Raw genomic sequence first — 15100 nt, forward strand, 5'->3', positions numbered from 1 at the left:
GTTTGCCGTTTTGAATACATAGAAGGTAGGTAAGATGTGTGATAGAGTTTCGAAATGTTTCCAAAGTGTATCCAAATGGTACAAAAGGATTGAATAATATAAACTTGAAAATTCAAAAAGGTGAGTTTGTTGTAATGGTAGGGCTTTCCGGAGCTGGAAAGTCTACACTTCTAAGATCGGTAAATCGTCTTCATGAGATTACAGAAGGAGAAATCATGATTGAAGGTGAGTCTATTACGGCTGCGAAAGGAAAAGGATTACGCCGCATGCGCCGGGATATTGGTATGATTTTTCAAAGTTTTAACCTTGTAAAGCGATCAACAGTATTAAAGAACGTATTAGCTGGCCGTGTTGGGTATCATTCGACGTTGCGTACAACGTTAGGTCTATTTCCGAAAGAAGATTTGGAGCTTGCTTTTCAATCGTTAAAAAGAGTAAATATTTTAGAAAAAGCATATGCGCGTGCTGATGAATTATCAGGAGGACAACAGCAACGTGTATCGATTGCTAGAGCGTTGGCGCAAGAAGCAAAAATTATATTGGCAGATGAACCTGTTGCATCGTTAGATCCGCTAACAACAAAGCAAGTATTAGATGATTTGAAGAAAATTAATGAAGATTTTGGAATTACAACAATTGTAAACTTACATTCTATTGATTTAGCTAGGCAATATGCGACGCGCATTATTGGATTACATGCAGGAGAAATTGTTTTTGATGGTTTAGTAGAAGAGGCAACGGATGAAAAGTTTGCTGAAATTTATGGTGACGTAGTACAGAAAAGTGAATTGTTAGAGGTGGCAGTTAAATGAATGACGTGACGATATATTTGAAATCGATACCGAAGCCACCGAGTAAGTTGAAACATATGTTAACGGCTGTTCTAGTCATTTTACTGTTGTGGGGAAGTAGTGTACAGGTCGATGCATCATTGTCAAAACTAGTAGTTGGTTTTCCTAATATGATGGATTTGTTAAAAGAGATGGTGCCGCCAGATTGGAGTTATTTTCAAGTTATTACAACAGCAATGTTAGATACAATACGTATGGCGATTATCGGGACGACTTTAGGAGCGATTTTAGCTATTCCACTGGCACTGTTTGCGGCAAGCAATGTGTTTACTAGTGCATTTTTGTACAGTCCAGCTCGATTGATTTTAAATTTTATCCGAACGATACCAGATTTATTATTAGCGGCAATTTTCGTAGCGATTTTTGGAATCGGACCACTTCCAGGTATTCTGGCTCTTACTTTTTTCTCGATTGGGCTCGTGGCGAAATTGTTGTATGAGTCAATTGAATCAATTGATCCAGGTCCTTTAGAGGCGATGACAGCAGTAGGAGCAAATAAAGTGCAATGGATTGTTTATGGAGTAATTCCGCAAGTGAAAGCGCATTTTGTCTCTTATGTTCTGTATACATTTGAGGTGAACGTACGTGCAGCAGCTGTTTTAGGTTTAGTAGGAGCAGGTGGTATTGGATTATACTATGATCGTACACTTGGATTTTTACAATATCAGCAAACTGCATCTATTATTATCTATACCCTTGTTGTTGTATTGTTAATTGATCATGTAAGTACATTGTTGCGGGAGAAATTATAATGAGTAAAACGACGATAATCGTACCAAAACCGAAGAAACCGAGTGTGTATCGCTTGTTTATTTTTATAGCACTTATATTTGTTTACGTATGGGCTTTTTCAGGAGTACCGCTAGAAGGAATTAAGGATACGGCAGGAGAAATTACAAAAGCAATTATGACAGGTGTATTGAATCCAGATTGGGCGTATGTATCTTTGCCAGATGGTGAAGATTTATTACATGGTTTAATTGATACGTTGGCAATAGCAATATTAGGTACATTTATTTCTGCCTTTTTATCTGTTCCATTTGCTTTTTGGGCGGCGACGAATATGAGCAGTGGAAAACTAACTTCAGGAACTGGGAAATTTGTACTTAGTTTTGTTCGTACATTTCCTGAATTAGTTATGGCCCTTTTATTTATAAAGGCTGTTGGACCAGGCTCTTTTGCCGGCGTCCTAGCTTTAGGATTACACTCTATTGGAATGTTAGGGAAATTATATTCAGAAGGAATTGAAAATATAGATAAGGGGCCGACAGAGGCGTTAATAGCTACAGGCGCAAACCGGTTCCAAATACTTTGGTATGCAGTATTGCCACAAGTATTACCAGATTTTCTATCGTATACATTATACAGGTTCGAAATTAATGTACGATCCGCTGCCATTTTAGGTGTTATTGGAGCAGGTGGTATTGGTACGCCCTTAATTTTTGCACTGAGTTCACGTAATTGGTCTCGTGTGGGAATTATTTTATTGGGCATCATTTTAATGGTCATTATCATTGATTTTATTTCAAGTTCGATTCGGAAACGGATTGTTTAACTGATTTGAAAAGCATCGAATTTAGATGCTTTTTTGTATTTTTAACGCATTATCCGAAAGAAATCTCCTTCCTGGGGCGTGTGAAAGACGAATTTCGGTTTGGCGTAGCCAAACATTTGGTTTTCCTATTTATTTGACCCCTGATATAATCAGTCTTATAAGAGGTAAAGTTTGGTATAACAATGAAAGTAGATAATAATCATGTTAAGTGTGGGTAGTTCACAAGTGGGTTAAAAAAAGTTAGTATTGAAGAATTTTGTATATCTGTATAAATATACAGATAATTCCCTTTCTTTTCAAAATAAAAATAATGAAAAAGTATGTCATATTGAATACCCATACATTCCCGAAAACATTGATTTTTTTATAAAAAATCAAAAAAACATCAACATATTTGTCGATACATGTTGTATAATCTTGCGTGGGAAGCTATCATATAAATGTATAAAACGTTTACTAATATAAGCGAAGGGAAGAATAGCATGTCACATTCAATCGAACAACTTTCTATCAACACGATTCGCACATTATCCATCGATGCGATTGAAAAAGCAAACTCTGGTCACCCAGGAATGCCAATGGGTGCAGCACCAATGGCTTATACATTATGGACTCAATTTATGAAACACAATCCAAATAACCCAACGTGGTTTAACCGTGATCGTTTCGTATTATCTGCAGGTCATGGTTCAATGTTATTATACAGCCTACTTCACCTATCTGGTTATGATGTAACAATGGATGACTTAAAGAACTTCCGTCAATGGGGAAGCAAAACTCCAGGACATCCTGAGTACGGTCATACAGCTGGTGTAGATGCAACGACTGGTCCACTTGGACAAGGTATTGCAACTGCTGTAGGTATGGCAATGGCAGAAAGACATTTAGCTGCTAAATATAACCGTGATGCGTATAATGTAGTAGATCATTATACATACGCTATTTGTGGTGATGGAGATTTAATGGAAGGCGTTTCTGCTGAAGCATCTTCATTAGCTGCTCATTTACAATTAGGTCGTCTTGTTGTGCTTTACGATTCAAACGATATTTCATTAGATGGCGATTTAAATCGTTCATTCTCTGAAAGTGTAGAAGATCGTTACAAAGCATACGGATGGCAAGTAATCCGTGTTGAGGATGGAAACGATATTGAAGCTATCGCGAAAGCAATCGAAGAAGCGAAAGCTGACGAAAAACGCCCAACGCTAATTGAAGTAAGAACGACAATTGGTTTCGGTTCTCCAAACAAATCAGGAAAATCAGCTTCACATGGTTCTCCACTTGGTGTAGAAGAAACAAAGTTAACGAAAGAAGCATACGCTTGGACTGCTGAGCAAGACTTCCATGTAGCAGAAGAAGTATATGACAACTTCCGTAAAACAGTACAAGATGTTGGTGAAACTGCGCAAGCTGAGTGGAACACGATGCTAGGTGAATATGCACAAGCATACCCAGAATTAGCAAACGAACTGCAAGCAGCAATGAACGGTCAACTTCCAGAAGGTTGGGAGCAAAACTTACCAACTTATGAATTAGGATCAAAAGCAGCAACTCGTAATTCTTCTGGTGCTGTAATTAATGCAATTGCAGAATCTGTACCATCATTCTTCGGTGGATCAGCTGACCTTGCTGGTTCTAACAAAACATACATGAATAACGAAAAAGACTTTACAAGAGATGATTACAGCGGTAAGAACATTTGGTACGGTGTACGTGAGTTCGCAATGGGTGCAGCAATGAACGGTATTGCACTACATGGTGGTTTAAAAACTTACGGTGGTACGTTCTTCGTATTCTCTGACTACTTACGTCCAGCAATTCGTCTTGCAGCATTAATGCAATTGCCGGTAACATATGTATTCACACACGACAGTATCGCTGTTGGTGAAGATGGTCCAACACATGAACCAATCGAGCAATTAGCAGCGCTACGTGCGATGCCAAATGTATCTGTTATCCGTCCAGCTGATGGTAACGAATCTGTTGCAGCTTGGAGACTAGCTCTTGAATCTACAAACAAACCAACTGCTTTAGTATTAACTCGTCAAGATCTTCCAACATTAGAAGGTGCAAAAGACGATACGTATGAAAAAGTAGCAAAAGGTGCATATGTAGTTTCTGCAAGCAAGAAAGAAACAGCTGATGTAATCTTACTTGCAACTGGATCAGAAGTAAGTCTAGCTGTTGAAGCTCAAAAAGCATTAGCAGTAGACGGTGTTGACGCATCTGTTGTCAGCATGCCATCTATGGATCGCTTTGAAGCTCAAACTGCTGAGTACAAAGAATCTGTATTACCAAAAGCAGTAACAAAACGTTTCGCAATCGAAATGGGTGCTACATTCGGATGGCACCGTTACGTAGGTCTTGAAGGAGATGTGTTAGGTATCGATACATTCGGTGCTTCTGCTCCTGGTGAGAAGATTATGGAAGAGTATGGATTTACTGTAGAGAACGTTGTTCGTAAAGTAAAAGAAATGCTTTAATGATTTTAGAAAAATCTCTCCGGCATGGAGAGGTTTTTCTATGTAAATGAGTTTTTTCGACAGAAAAAGTTTTTTCTCTCTCCGCAGTCAGACAATCATTGCAAAATTTCTTCTATATAATGAAGAGAAAAGGTTGTCCAGATTGGGAGGCGAAAGATGAAAACGTATGAATTGTATTTAATTCAAGAGGATATTGCGAAAGCTTACTTTGGTCGTGAATATTTGTTTTTTGATTTATTTGCTCGATTTTCAGAATCTGGGTCCCTTTCGGAGAAAAAAGTGTTATATAAACAAATGATGTATATAACGATGCCATTACAAGTAATGAAAATTCATCATAAATTAGAACAAGCTTTGCGCGTTCTTGGTAAATATGATCGAACACATCATACACATACACTTTATACAGGGGCGGAATATGGCGAAATAATGGTGAAACCACACTATATTCGCATGAATACCTCTGGAAATGTTTCTATGGAAACGACTTTCTTTGAGGTGCTTCGGAAGTGTGAATTAACATTTTTAGCTATGGATTATGAAAATACAAAGTACGGATGGCTGAATCCTCTAAAACAAGTACGAACATATGTGTAAAAATGTCGAATTGTATCTTGTCTTATTGAAAAGGTTTTAGTACACTGTAAGGTAGACAACATGAAGGAGGAAAATATATGCCAATTTGGTTAGGTATTCTAGTGGGCGTAGTAGCACTAGTAGCAGGCGTGGCGTTAGGATTTTTCATTGCCCGCAAATACATGATGAATTACTTACAAAAAAATCCACCAATTAACGAACAAATGTTAAAAATGATGATGATGCAAATGGGACAAAAACCTTCCCAAAAGAAAATCAATCAAATGATGAGCGCGATGAATAAGCAACAAATGAAATAAGCGCTAAAAGACACTCGCTAAGAGTGTCTTTTCTTTTTGATATGGACAGAGTTTAAAACTTTTAAAAATTCTGTATTTTTGGTAAACTGAAAACATCGCTCATTTTAAGAGAGGGGGAAAAATATGAAAGTGTTTATGAATTTAGCGTGGTTTTTTAAACAAGAAAAACGAGCGTACATAACCGGAATTATTTTATTATTTGGCGTTGCACTTTTAGAACTTGTAGCACCAAAAGTGATTGGGATTGTTGTAGATGAAATTAATGAGGGAACATTAACGACTGATAAGTTACTAAAATGGGTTGTACTCTTAGTACTCGTAGGTATTACGATGTACATATTACGTTACGTGTGGCGTATTATGATTTTCGGATCTTCATTAAAATTAGCTCGCCAATTACGGAAAAATTTGTATGAACATTTTACAAAGATGAGTCCATCTTTCTATCAGTCAAATCGCACAGGTGATTTAATGGCGCACGCGACCAACGATATTCAAGCAATTCAGCAAACTGCTGGGGCGGGTGTTTTAACACTTGTTGATTCATTGGCTGTTGGAGGATGTGTACTCGTAGCAATGGGTTTTACAATTAGTTGGAAGTTAACATTGTTAAGCTTAATTCCAATGCCGATTGTAGCAATATCGACAAATTATTACGGCACTTTATTACATAAAAGGTTTCATAAAGCACAGCAATCGTTTTCGGAAATCAATGATAAAGTGCAAGAGAGTATGAGTGGGATGAAGGTAATTCGATCGCTTGGACAAGAAAAAGAAGATTTGCAAGCGTTCCGAAAAAAATCAGAAGATGTCGTACATAAAAATATGTTAGTTGCACGTATTGATTCGTTATTTGATCCAACAATCGCTCTTATCGTAGGATTTTCATTTTTAATCGCAGTATGTTACGGGTCAGTATTAGTTGTGAGAGGTGAATTAACAGTAGGTGATCTCGTTACATTTACGACGTATTTAGGTACCCTCGTTTGGCCGATGTTAGCGTTTGGATGGCTGTTTAATATTATGGAGCGTGGGCGTGCTTCGTATGACCGTGTAGAAAAAATTCTCTCACAAAAATCAGATGTAGTAAATAGAGAAAATGCTGTGCATACAGTAGCGAGCGGTGATGTTTCATTTGCGGTCGATTCGTTTTCGTATAAGAAAAATGAACTGTTACATTTAACAGATATTCATTTTGATTTGAAGAAAGGGGAAACGTTAGGGATTGTAGGACGTACAGGTGCAGGGAAAACGACTTTATTAAAATGTTTAATCCGTGAGTATGATCATTTTAATGGTGAATTAAAAGTTGGAGAGCGGGATATTCGCGATGTAACACTTTACGGTGTCCGTTCTGCTATTTCATATGTGCCGCAAGATCATTTTTTATTTTCAGCGAGTATTGGGGAGAATATTGCCTTTGGAAAGGCGGATGCTACATATAATGAAATTACCCGTGCTGCAGAGATTGCTTGTATTCACAATGACATCCTTCAATTTTCAGAAGGATATGAAACAGTAGTTGGGGAAAGAGGCGTTTCTTTATCTGGAGGTCAAAAACAGAGAATTTCTATTGCGCGTGCTTTATTAACGGATGCTGAAATATTAATTTTAGATGATTGTTTATCAGCGGTAGATGCAAAAACAGAAGAAACGATTTTAAATGCTTTAAAGAGGGAGAGAGCAGGGAAAACGACAATTATTACTGCCCATCGTTTAAGTGCAATTCAGCATGCCAATCTTATTCTTGTTGTGGATGAAGGTAAAATTGTACAACGAGGTACACATGAACAACTAATGAAAGAACATGGTTGGTATAAAGAAATGTATGAGAGCCAGCAGTTAGAAGCATTAGTCGAGAAAGGAGGCGTATGATGGCTGAGAAAAAACAGAGCGATTTAAGAAGATTACTGTCTTATATGAGGCCATATAAAGGACTGTTAGCATTAGCATTTTTATTTCTAGTTGGTGCAACTGTAACAGAAATGATGGGTCCTTTTTTAATTAAACAATTCCTTGATGAACACTTAGTACCACGTAACTTTGATCAATCAGCACTTGTTACTCTATTTGTAGTGTATATTGTTGCTCACTTATTAAAAGTATTATTTACTTATTTAGACTTGTTATATTTTCAAAATATCGCTTTTAAAATTGTTCAAGATATGCGTGTTGAAGTATATGAGCATGTTCAAAAGTTGTCATTAAGTTTCTTTGATCGTACGCCGATTGGTACGCTTGTATCGCGCATAACGAATGATACAGAAGCAATTAAAGACTTTTATGTCAGTGTATTATCAACATTTGTTAAAAATATCGTATTTTTAGTAGGGATTTTAGTAGCGATGTTTTTATTAAATGTAAAATTAGCGCTATTTTCTCTCGTATTAATTCCGATCATGTTTGCGATTATGGTATTATATCGCCGGAAAAGTGCAGCTTTTTATTTAGAAGTCCGTAATCAATTAAGTGTGTTAAATGCAAAGTTAAACGAGTCCATTCAAGGGATGAATATTGTTCAAGTGTTCAGACAAGAAAAGCGCATGAGAAAAGAATTTGAAGAAGTGAATAATAAACATTATAGTGCAGGGCGACGTACATTAAAGTTAGATGCATTGCTTTTACGTCCAGCAACTGATTTAGTTCATATTGTAGCTATTGCGTTAGTACTTGGTTTATTTGGAATTGATGCTTTGAAGAGTCCTGTTGAAGTAGGCGTTTTATATGCGTTTGTTAACTATATCCATCGTTTCTTCCAGCCTGTAAATGAGATGATGATGAAATTATCATTTTTCCAACAGGCACTGGTTTCATCATCACGTGTATTTCATTTAATGGATGAGAAAGATTTAGCGCCAGTTCAAAAAGGGGATGGAAATCCTCAAGTTATTAATGGAGATATTGAATTTAAAAATGTTACTTTTTCGTACGATGGAAAACGTGATGTTTTAAAAAATGTATCTTTTCACGTGAAACAAGGGCAAACGGTTGCTTTCGTTGGGCACACTGGTAGCGGAAAGAGTACCATTATGAATTTATTACTGAGATTCTATAATATTAAGTCCGGAAATATTGTAATAGATGGTGTAGAGTTAGAGAAATTTGAAGAACAAGAAATTAGAAAGAAAATAGGACTTGTATTGCAAGATGCATTTTTATTTGCGGGAAATGTAAAGCAAAATATTCGTATGTATAATGAAGAAATTACGGATGAAGAAGTAAAAGAAGCGGCACAATTTGTGCAAGCGAATACGTTTATTGAAAAATTACCAGAGCAGTATGAAACGGAGGTAGTAGAAAGAGGAGCTGCATTTTCTAGTGGTCAACGACAATTAATTGCTTTCGCTAGAACGATAGCAACGAATCCGAAAGTGTTAGTATTAGATGAAGCAACAGCAAATATTGATACAGAAACTGAAGATGCAATCCAAACAGCGTTACAGCAAATGCGAAAAGGACGGACTACGATAGCGATTGCACACAGATTATCTACCATACAAGATGCAGATCAAATTTTTGTTATGCACGATGGAGAGATAGTAGAGAGAGGGACACATCAAGAATTACTGAGTGAACAAGGATTGTATTATAATATGTACTTACTACAAAATAAAGGAAGTTTACAAAAGGCCTTGTAGAATTACAAGGTCTTTTGACTGCGTGTGAAATTTTTACAAAAAATATAGGAATTACATAGTATAATGTAGTAGAAATGTGAATGGAAAAAAGCAGGAAATGAAATAAAGGAGAAGAATTATGGATTACGTGTTAATAGGTGTAATTTTATTATTATTAGCTGCAGTATTCGTGCTGTTTTATAAAAATAAACAGCTAGAATCAGAGAGTCAGCAAGCGGAATTTGAAAAAAAACAAGCAATTGAAACGTACGAAAATGAAATTGCAGCTACGGTTACAGAACATAAAGAGCAGCAAAATACATTAAAAAATATGGAACAGAAAAAATACAATGATTTACAAATAAGTGCAGCGAGAGAACTTGAAAATATGCGTATGATGAAAAATCAATTAGCTGTGCAACATAGTAAAGAACGCAGTGAAATGCAAGAAAAACATAGTAACGAAATACATATGTTTCAAAAGTTAATTGCAGATTTGCGAGAGTATACGAAAAATGGAGCCGAAGTGAGTACACACGAAACATTACAATATATGAAGCGTGGCTTCGTAGAGCAAGGCATAATACTAGATAATGAATTTCATATAATGCCGAATGTTTTTATGAGGAATCAGCATGGAAGAAATGATTTTCGAATTCATCATCTTGTTTTAAGTAAAACGGGTATGTATGTACTTGAAACGAAAGAATGGACAGGGAAATTAATTCATGGCTTAACGAAAGAAAATGCTAGTACATATTCATTTATGATTGATGAAATTGGCAAGTATCAACAAGAGATAGAGAAAGAAGAGACGTTTGAATATATTACAGGTGAAGATTCATTAACGATACAAGTGAAAAATGAAGGGAACCCAGTATATAGAGCGAAGAAACTATCTCATATTCTATACAATTGTTTGAAAGAAATGCAAGTTGATATTGTAAAGGAAAACATAAATCCGATTGTATATTTTTATAATGAGAATGGGAAAGAAGTGCTAGATCTTTCTGAAGAAAAAACGCCGAGATTAAAAGATAGAGAGCAAATTGTATCGTTCTTCAGAAATGAATTCTTAACGGGGAAAGTAATATATACAGGTCAAGAGTTGGAAAAACTTCGAGAAACCATTAATCGAATGAATTATATAATGAATTAAAAAGAGGTGGGCTTTCTGAGTGTTATATTAAGGGGTATTTTGTATGTTTATTAATAGAATGTTAAAAGTAATAGAAAGTAAATAATGAAAAAGCATTCGCGATTGCGAGTGCTTTTTTTATTTTTCAATACGTTATGGAAGGGAGAGAAGGGTTTTGAAGGGAATAAGGAATGAAAGCGGAGGTGATGCATATATATAGATGCGTTAAGTTGTTTTTTGCATATTGTATAAATGAAAAGGAGGTAAGACGGTGAAAGCTATACCGACTGATGTCCTGAGTAAAGAATTGATGGAAAGAGAAGGCGTTATATCTATTACAGTAAAGGAATTTGAAAAAATCGAAGTAGCTGGAGTAGTAGTCGCTGGTCCCGCGGTTATTTTGATTAATCAAGATTAAGTACATAGTATTGAAATAAAAAGTATCCTAGATGGATGCTTTTTATTTGTGTAGAAGAAAGAATATGGTGGATAATTGCCTTACTGGAGGGAGAGTATGTGGCAATTATTATAACGATGTTAGTAATGGGGATTTTATTAGGGTTTGTTGGAGCTGGGGGAGCCGGGTTTATTATCGCGATACTCACTTTAGTATTCCATATTCCTATTCACGTTGCACTTGCAACGTCTTTAACTGCTATGGCATTTACGACATTATCTGGGGTTATAAGTCATTATCGTGAAGGAAATGTAGTACTTACTATAGGTGGGATTGTTGGGGGATGTGGAGCGCTTGGTTCTTATATCGGTTCAAAAATTGGTTCACTTATACCAGGACATCTTCTTCATTGGTTTACAGCTGGGATGCTATTTTTATCTGCAATTTTTATGTTTATTAAATTAATTAAGTTTCAAAATAGGGAAGAGTTACTTTTAGCAGAGATTAAAGATTTTTCGAAAGAGAACATAATGAAATGTATATGTCTTGGATTAGTCACTGGAATGATGGCTGGTTCATTTGGGATTGGTTCTGCACCATTTATTCAACTTGGATTAATGGTTCTATTAGGATTGACGATTCAGCAATCTGTAGGAACAACAATGCTTGTTATATTGCCCATTGCGATTGGGGGTGGGTTAGGGTATAGTTCAGAAGGGTATCTAGATTATATATTATTATTGCAAGTATTAATTGGGACGATGCTAGGAGCTTATATCGGTGCGAAGTTTACAAATTATGCACCACGTATGCTTTTGAAGTTTTCAATGATTATGACACCAGTTTTCGCTGGATGTATGTTATTAATGGGATAAAAATAATATAGCAAACTAATATGTTTTACGAATGAATTATGTAAGTAATTCATATTTCCCATATAAAAGGATTTGCTTTAATATAATGAGTGTAAAGTTCGAGTATTCGAAGTACTACTTGAATTATATCCCTATCCCTTTTCTAAAAATGCGAACAAGTTTTGCCCTATTCTATTCAATATTTAATTGTATAGAAATATATTGTTCGATGACCATTATGGAACGTACATAATGGGAAAATCCCGATCCTTAAAGAGGATGCCCCTAATCTTCATGTGAAAATATGATCGGATATGAAAGCTGACCAATTTATGGTCAGCTTTCTTTTTGTTCAAAAACTATTTCTTCTTTAATTTCAGTTTGTAATAATAAAGCTTTTCCGAAACGACGTTTACATTCTGCACGCACTTTTTCAATGGCTAGTAGCTGAGTAGTAGCAGGAACTGTGACGATAGCTTGGCGAGGTTTTCGATTTTCTTCACAAAAGACACATTCCACAACATATTTAAAAATCATGCTTTCATCCTTCCGTTTTTAATTTCTAAGAAGGAACTGCCTATGAAGTTGATGTAAAATTTCGTCATTGTTTTCCTTTTTTCCTCTTTTTTCAAGGAGAAAATACAAAAGGAGACGAATAGTAGTAGGGGAGGGGTGTATATGGAAAGATGGATAGGTTGCGCAGCAGTATGTGTAAATGAAAGAAATGAAGTTTTAATGGTATTACAAGGACAAAAGGATGAAGAAAAAAGGTGGTCCGTCCCAAGTGGAGGACTTGAAAAAGGAGAAATATTAGAGGAATGTTGTATCCGAGAGGTTTGGGAAGAAACAGGCTACAATGTGGAAGTTGTAAGTAAAATATACGAAAAAGAAGCGATTACATATGGGGTTCCTGTATACGTTCATTATTATGTCGTAAAAAGAATAGGCGGTAGTATGAAAATCCAAGATCCTGATGAGTTAATACATGAAATTGCTTGGAAGAGGATAGATGAAATGAAGGAATTAACGTTATCTTTCCCGGAGGATTATGAGATTTTAAACAAATACATAAATAAAAAAGCGAGTGTGTAAACACTTGCTTTTTCAATGTATCCACGATAAGAAAAGCGGAACGATAACTAAACTAGCTCCTGCAGTTAAAAGCATAGATAAACTTGCAATCGTTCCTTCTACAGGACCGATTTCGAATGCTTTTGATGTACCAGTTCCATTTGCGCTCGTTCCTAACATAATACCTTTTGCAATTGCTGTTTTAATACGGCATATACGAATGAGAGAAGGTCCGAGCAATGCTCCTGTTAACGCAGTTAAAACAACAAATACTGCTGTTAATTGTGACATACCACCAATCATTTCTGAAATGGCCATTGCAATTGGCGTCGTTACAATATGAGGTGCTAAACTATGCTCTAACGATGAATCAATTTGAAAATAATTTGCTAGTAGTGCTGAAGTAATAACTGATAGAAACGAACCGACAATGACATTAAGTAAAATAGCCATTCCATGTTTCTTAAGTAAATCAAAGTATTTATAGATTGGCCATGCAAAAGCAACTGTTGCAGGTTTTAATAATTCTGTTAACCAGTGGCCTCCAGTTTCATACGTTTCATAAGATGTGTCTAGTCCGAGTAATAACGCGATTAAAATAATAGGACAGACGAGAAGAGGAGAAAGTAAGCTCCAATTCCAGCGTTGATACATTTTTTTCGATATCCAATATGTGAATAGTGTTAATAGTAAACAAAGAAAGCCGATCATTGCACGGATCCTTTCCGCTTTAGTAGCAATTCTGTTAAGAGTCCTGTAACGAGAGTGACACAAAGTGTACTAATCATAATAATTAAGATGAGATCGATTCCATATTGTGATAGTGTATCTTTGTAGCGTATGACAGCGACTGCAGAAGGAATGAAAAATAAAATAAGTTCTTTTAATAAAAAGTCTGCACCGTCTTGTATCCACTCTTTTTTCACTAGGTTAAATTTTAACGAGATTAATAATAAAAAAATACCGATAATACTTCCTGGAACTGGGAGGTGTGCCTGTTTTGCAATCCATTCACCTGTCCAAGCGAAACAAAATAATAGTAAAATTTGTCCGCTTAATTTCCACCATTTCATACAGTAAACACCTCTTTCTTTTTTTACATAAAAATTGTAAAAAAGAATTAACAATTTCTACTATACGTTCATTCAAAAAATTTGTCTAATATATAAATTATATGTTATTAATATATTAGACGTATTAATTGAAATGGAAAAGGGTGTCCAAAATGGAATTACGGCATTTGCAATATTTTGTTGTAGTGGCAGAGGAGTTACACTTTGGACGAGCAGCTGCTCGTTTACAAATGACACAACCACCGCTTAGTCAACAAATTCAGCAATTAGAAAAAGAAATGGGAGTTATGTTATTTTCAAGAACGAAGAGAAAGGTTGAATTAACAGAAGCTGGAGAAATGTTTTTGAAAGAAGTAAAAAAAGCGTTTGAACAAATTGAAAAAGCTGTAGAAATTGCACAAAGTGCCCAAAGGGGAGAAGTGGGCTCACTTTCAATTGGTTTTGTAGGTGCGGCGATATATGATATTTTACCATCTATCGTAAGGGAGTATAGAAAGAAATTTCCGAGGGTGTCTGTTGCATTACATGAATTATCTACTCCAGATCAAGTGCATGCACTTCATGATAATCGTATTGATATTGGATTTTTGCGTCCACCAATCCCAACACAATTATTAGAATTAGAGCCAATTCAAAAACTATCTTGTACGTTATGTTTACCGAAGGCTCATCCACTTGCAGAGAAAGATGAAATACATATAGAAGATTTACGGGATGAACCGTTTGTATTTATTACGAGACCAGTATGGCCAGCGTTATATGATACAATTTTATCACTTTGCCGCGACGTCGGGTTTAGTCCGCGTATCGTACAAGAAGCGACGGAATATCAAACAGTTATGGGACTTGTAGCAGCGGGGATTGGAATTACAGTCATACCGGTATCGGCAAATAAATTATATAAAACAGAAGTTGTATATAAAGAGCTATATGATTCTAATTTTGTTGCAGAAATGTCAGTCGCGTACAAAAAAATGAATAGCAATCCAGAGCTTTTAGAGTTTTTAAAAATTGCAAGAGAGAAGAAAAGAATAGAAGTTGAGGATGAGATTAATTCAGTTATTGAAAAATACACCTCGTTAAACACTAAAGCGGAAATGTAATTGCATTTCCGCTTTAGTGTTTTTTTAGTTCTATACGAAAGAGATAAACATGTTCATTTTTG

16 protein-coding genes are annotated in these 15100 nt (G+C 35.7%); 13 read left to right on the forward strand and 3 right to left on the reverse strand.

What is annotated here, in order from left to right:
* Nucleotides 1-38: 38 nt before the first annotated feature.
* The 11 genes from phnC to QCI47_RS09510 all read left to right on the forward strand — a co-directional run bounded on the left by phnC (nucleotide 39) and on the right by QCI47_RS09510 (nucleotide 11812).
* Entirely contained in the window at nucleotides 39-812 is a 774-nt protein-coding gene (gene phnC / locus QCI47_RS09460; protein ID WP_000569254.1) for a phosphonate ABC transporter ATP-binding protein, read from the forward strand.
* Nucleotides 809-1603 carry a phosphonate ABC transporter, permease protein PhnE gene (gene phnE / locus QCI47_RS09465; RefSeq protein ID WP_076873488.1) on the forward strand — a complete coding sequence of 265 codons (795 nt, stop codon included), beginning with the start codon at nucleotides 809-811 and terminating at the stop codon, nucleotides 1601-1603. The genes phnC and phnE (QCI47_RS09465) overlap by 4 nt, the downstream gene beginning before the upstream one ends.
* Nucleotides 1603-2406: a phosphonate ABC transporter, permease protein PhnE gene (gene phnE / locus QCI47_RS09470; protein WP_000047888.1), complete on the forward strand. Its 804-nt coding sequence runs from the start codon at nucleotides 1603-1605 to the stop codon at nucleotides 2404-2406. Before phnE (QCI47_RS09465) ends, phnE (QCI47_RS09470) begins: the two co-directional genes overlap by 1 nt.
* 482 nt (nucleotides 2407-2888) lie before the next feature.
* Entirely contained in the window at nucleotides 2889-4889 is a 2001-nt protein-coding gene (gene tkt / locus QCI47_RS09475; RefSeq protein WP_000019772.1) for a transketolase, read from the forward strand.
* A gap of 156 nt (nucleotides 4890-5045) precedes the next feature.
* Nucleotides 5046-5486, forward strand: coding sequence for a sporulation inhibitor of replication protein SirA (sirA, locus tag QCI47_RS09480; RefSeq protein ID WP_000860645.1), 441 nt, complete (start codon nucleotides 5046-5048; stop codon nucleotides 5484-5486).
* A 77-nt stretch (nucleotides 5487-5563) separates the two neighbouring features.
* Nucleotides 5564-5785, forward strand: coding sequence for a YneF family protein (locus QCI47_RS09485; RefSeq protein WP_001123317.1), 222 nt, complete (start codon nucleotides 5564-5566; stop codon nucleotides 5783-5785).
* Nucleotides 5786-5908: 123 nt separating this feature from the next.
* Nucleotides 5909-7660 carry an ABC transporter transmembrane domain-containing protein gene (locus tag QCI47_RS09490; protein ID WP_061131640.1) on the forward strand — a complete coding sequence of 584 codons (1752 nt, stop codon included), beginning with the start codon at nucleotides 5909-5911 and terminating at the stop codon, nucleotides 7658-7660.
* A complete protein-coding gene (locus QCI47_RS09495; protein WP_000818391.1) occupies nucleotides 7660-9423 on the forward strand; it encodes an ABC transporter ATP-binding protein in 1764 nt (587 codons plus the stop codon). The genes QCI47_RS09490 and QCI47_RS09495 overlap by 1 nt, the downstream gene beginning before the upstream one ends.
* 118 nt (nucleotides 9424-9541) lie before the next feature.
* Nucleotides 9542-10561, forward strand: coding sequence for a nuclease-related domain-containing protein (locus QCI47_RS09500; RefSeq protein ID WP_000386802.1), 1020 nt, complete (start codon nucleotides 9542-9544; stop codon nucleotides 10559-10561).
* Nucleotides 10562-10811: 250 nt separating this feature from the next.
* A complete protein-coding gene (locus QCI47_RS09505; RefSeq protein ID WP_000644411.1) occupies nucleotides 10812-10958 on the forward strand; it encodes a BC1881 family protein in 147 nt (48 codons plus the stop codon).
* A 98-nt stretch (nucleotides 10959-11056) separates the two neighbouring features.
* The gene (locus tag QCI47_RS09510; RefSeq protein WP_000974648.1) at nucleotides 11057-11812 is read left to right on the forward strand and encodes a sulfite exporter TauE/SafE family protein; all 756 of its coding nucleotides are present in this window, start codon (nucleotides 11057-11059) and stop codon (nucleotides 11810-11812) included.
* 315 nt (nucleotides 11813-12127) lie between these two features.
* Here the strand turns inward: QCI47_RS09510 and QCI47_RS09515 are convergent, their stop codons facing one another.
* Nucleotides 12128-12328, reverse strand: a complete 201-nt coding sequence (locus QCI47_RS09515) for a DUF3903 domain-containing protein (protein WP_000576449.1) — start codon at nucleotides 12326-12328, stop codon at nucleotides 12128-12130.
* A 141-nt stretch (nucleotides 12329-12469) separates the two neighbouring features.
* On the opposite strand from QCI47_RS09515, the gene QCI47_RS09520 reads away from it, so the two are divergent.
* Nucleotides 12470-12883, forward strand: a complete 414-nt coding sequence (locus tag QCI47_RS09520; RefSeq protein ID WP_309422898.1) for an NUDIX hydrolase — start codon at nucleotides 12470-12472, stop codon at nucleotides 12881-12883.
* 12 nt (nucleotides 12884-12895) lie between these two features.
* On the opposite strand, the gene QCI47_RS09525 is transcribed toward QCI47_RS09520, so the two are convergent.
* Both QCI47_RS09525 and QCI47_RS09530 read right to left on the reverse strand, forming a co-directional pair.
* Nucleotides 12896-13573: an LrgB family protein gene (locus tag QCI47_RS09525; protein ID WP_000578958.1), complete on the reverse strand. Its 678-nt coding sequence runs from the start codon at nucleotides 13571-13573 to the stop codon at nucleotides 12896-12898.
* Entirely contained in the window at nucleotides 13570-13935 is a 366-nt protein-coding gene (locus QCI47_RS09530; RefSeq protein WP_000872364.1) for a CidA/LrgA family holin-like protein, read from the reverse strand. The genes QCI47_RS09525 and QCI47_RS09530 overlap by 4 nt, the downstream gene beginning before the upstream one ends.
* A 152-nt stretch (nucleotides 13936-14087) precedes the next feature.
* On the opposite strand from QCI47_RS09530, the gene alsR reads away from it, so the two are divergent.
* On the forward strand, nucleotides 14088-15038 hold the full coding sequence (gene alsR, locus QCI47_RS09535) for an acetoin biosynthesis transcriptional regulator AlsR (RefSeq protein WP_353811755.1): 951 nt from the start codon (nucleotides 14088-14090) through the stop codon (nucleotides 15036-15038).
* The last annotated feature ends 62 nt before the right edge of the window (nucleotides 15039-15100 follow it).

This window comes from Bacillus cereus group sp. RP29 (genome assembly GCF_040459765.1).
In the GTDB taxonomy this organism is placed as follows: domain Bacteria; phylum Bacillota; class Bacilli; order Bacillales; family Bacillaceae_G; genus Bacillus_A; species Bacillus_A paranthracis.

Coding starts and splice junctions, on each gene's coding strand:
- phnE (WP_076873488.1), top strand. CDS start 809: ATGAATGACGTGACGATATATTTGAAATCGATACCGAAGCCACCGAGT.
- phnE (WP_000047888.1), top strand. CDS start 1,603: ATGAGTAAAACGACGATAATCGTACCAAAACCGAAGAAACCGAGTGTG.
- tkt (WP_000019772.1), top strand. CDS start 2,889: ATGTCACATTCAATCGAACAACTTTCTATCAACACGATTCGCACATTA.
- sirA (WP_000860645.1), top strand. CDS start 5,046: ATGAAAACGTATGAATTGTATTTAATTCAAGAGGATATTGCGAAAGCT.
- QCI47_RS09485 (WP_001123317.1), top strand. CDS start 5,564: ATGCCAATTTGGTTAGGTATTCTAGTGGGCGTAGTAGCACTAGTAGCA.
- QCI47_RS09490 (WP_061131640.1), top strand. CDS start 5,909: ATGAAAGTGTTTATGAATTTAGCGTGGTTTTTTAAACAAGAAAAACGA.
- QCI47_RS09495 (WP_000818391.1), top strand. CDS start 7,660: ATGGCTGAGAAAAAACAGAGCGATTTAAGAAGATTACTGTCTTATATG.
- QCI47_RS09500 (WP_000386802.1), top strand. CDS start 9,542: ATGGATTACGTGTTAATAGGTGTAATTTTATTATTATTAGCTGCAGTA.
- QCI47_RS09515 (WP_000576449.1), bottom strand. CDS start 12,328: ATGATTTTTAAATATGTTGTGGAATGTGTCTTTTGTGAAGAAAATCGA.
- QCI47_RS09520 (WP_309422898.1), top strand. CDS start 12,470: ATGGAAAGATGGATAGGTTGCGCAGCAGTATGTGTAAATGAAAGAAAT.
- QCI47_RS09525 (WP_000578958.1), bottom strand. CDS start 13,573: ATGATCGGCTTTCTTTGTTTACTATTAACACTATTCACATATTGGATA.
- QCI47_RS09530 (WP_000872364.1), bottom strand. CDS start 13,935: ATGAAATGGTGGAAATTAAGCGGACAAATTTTACTATTATTTTGTTTC.
- alsR (WP_353811755.1), top strand. CDS start 14,088: ATGGAATTACGGCATTTGCAATATTTTGTTGTAGTGGCAGAGGAGTTA.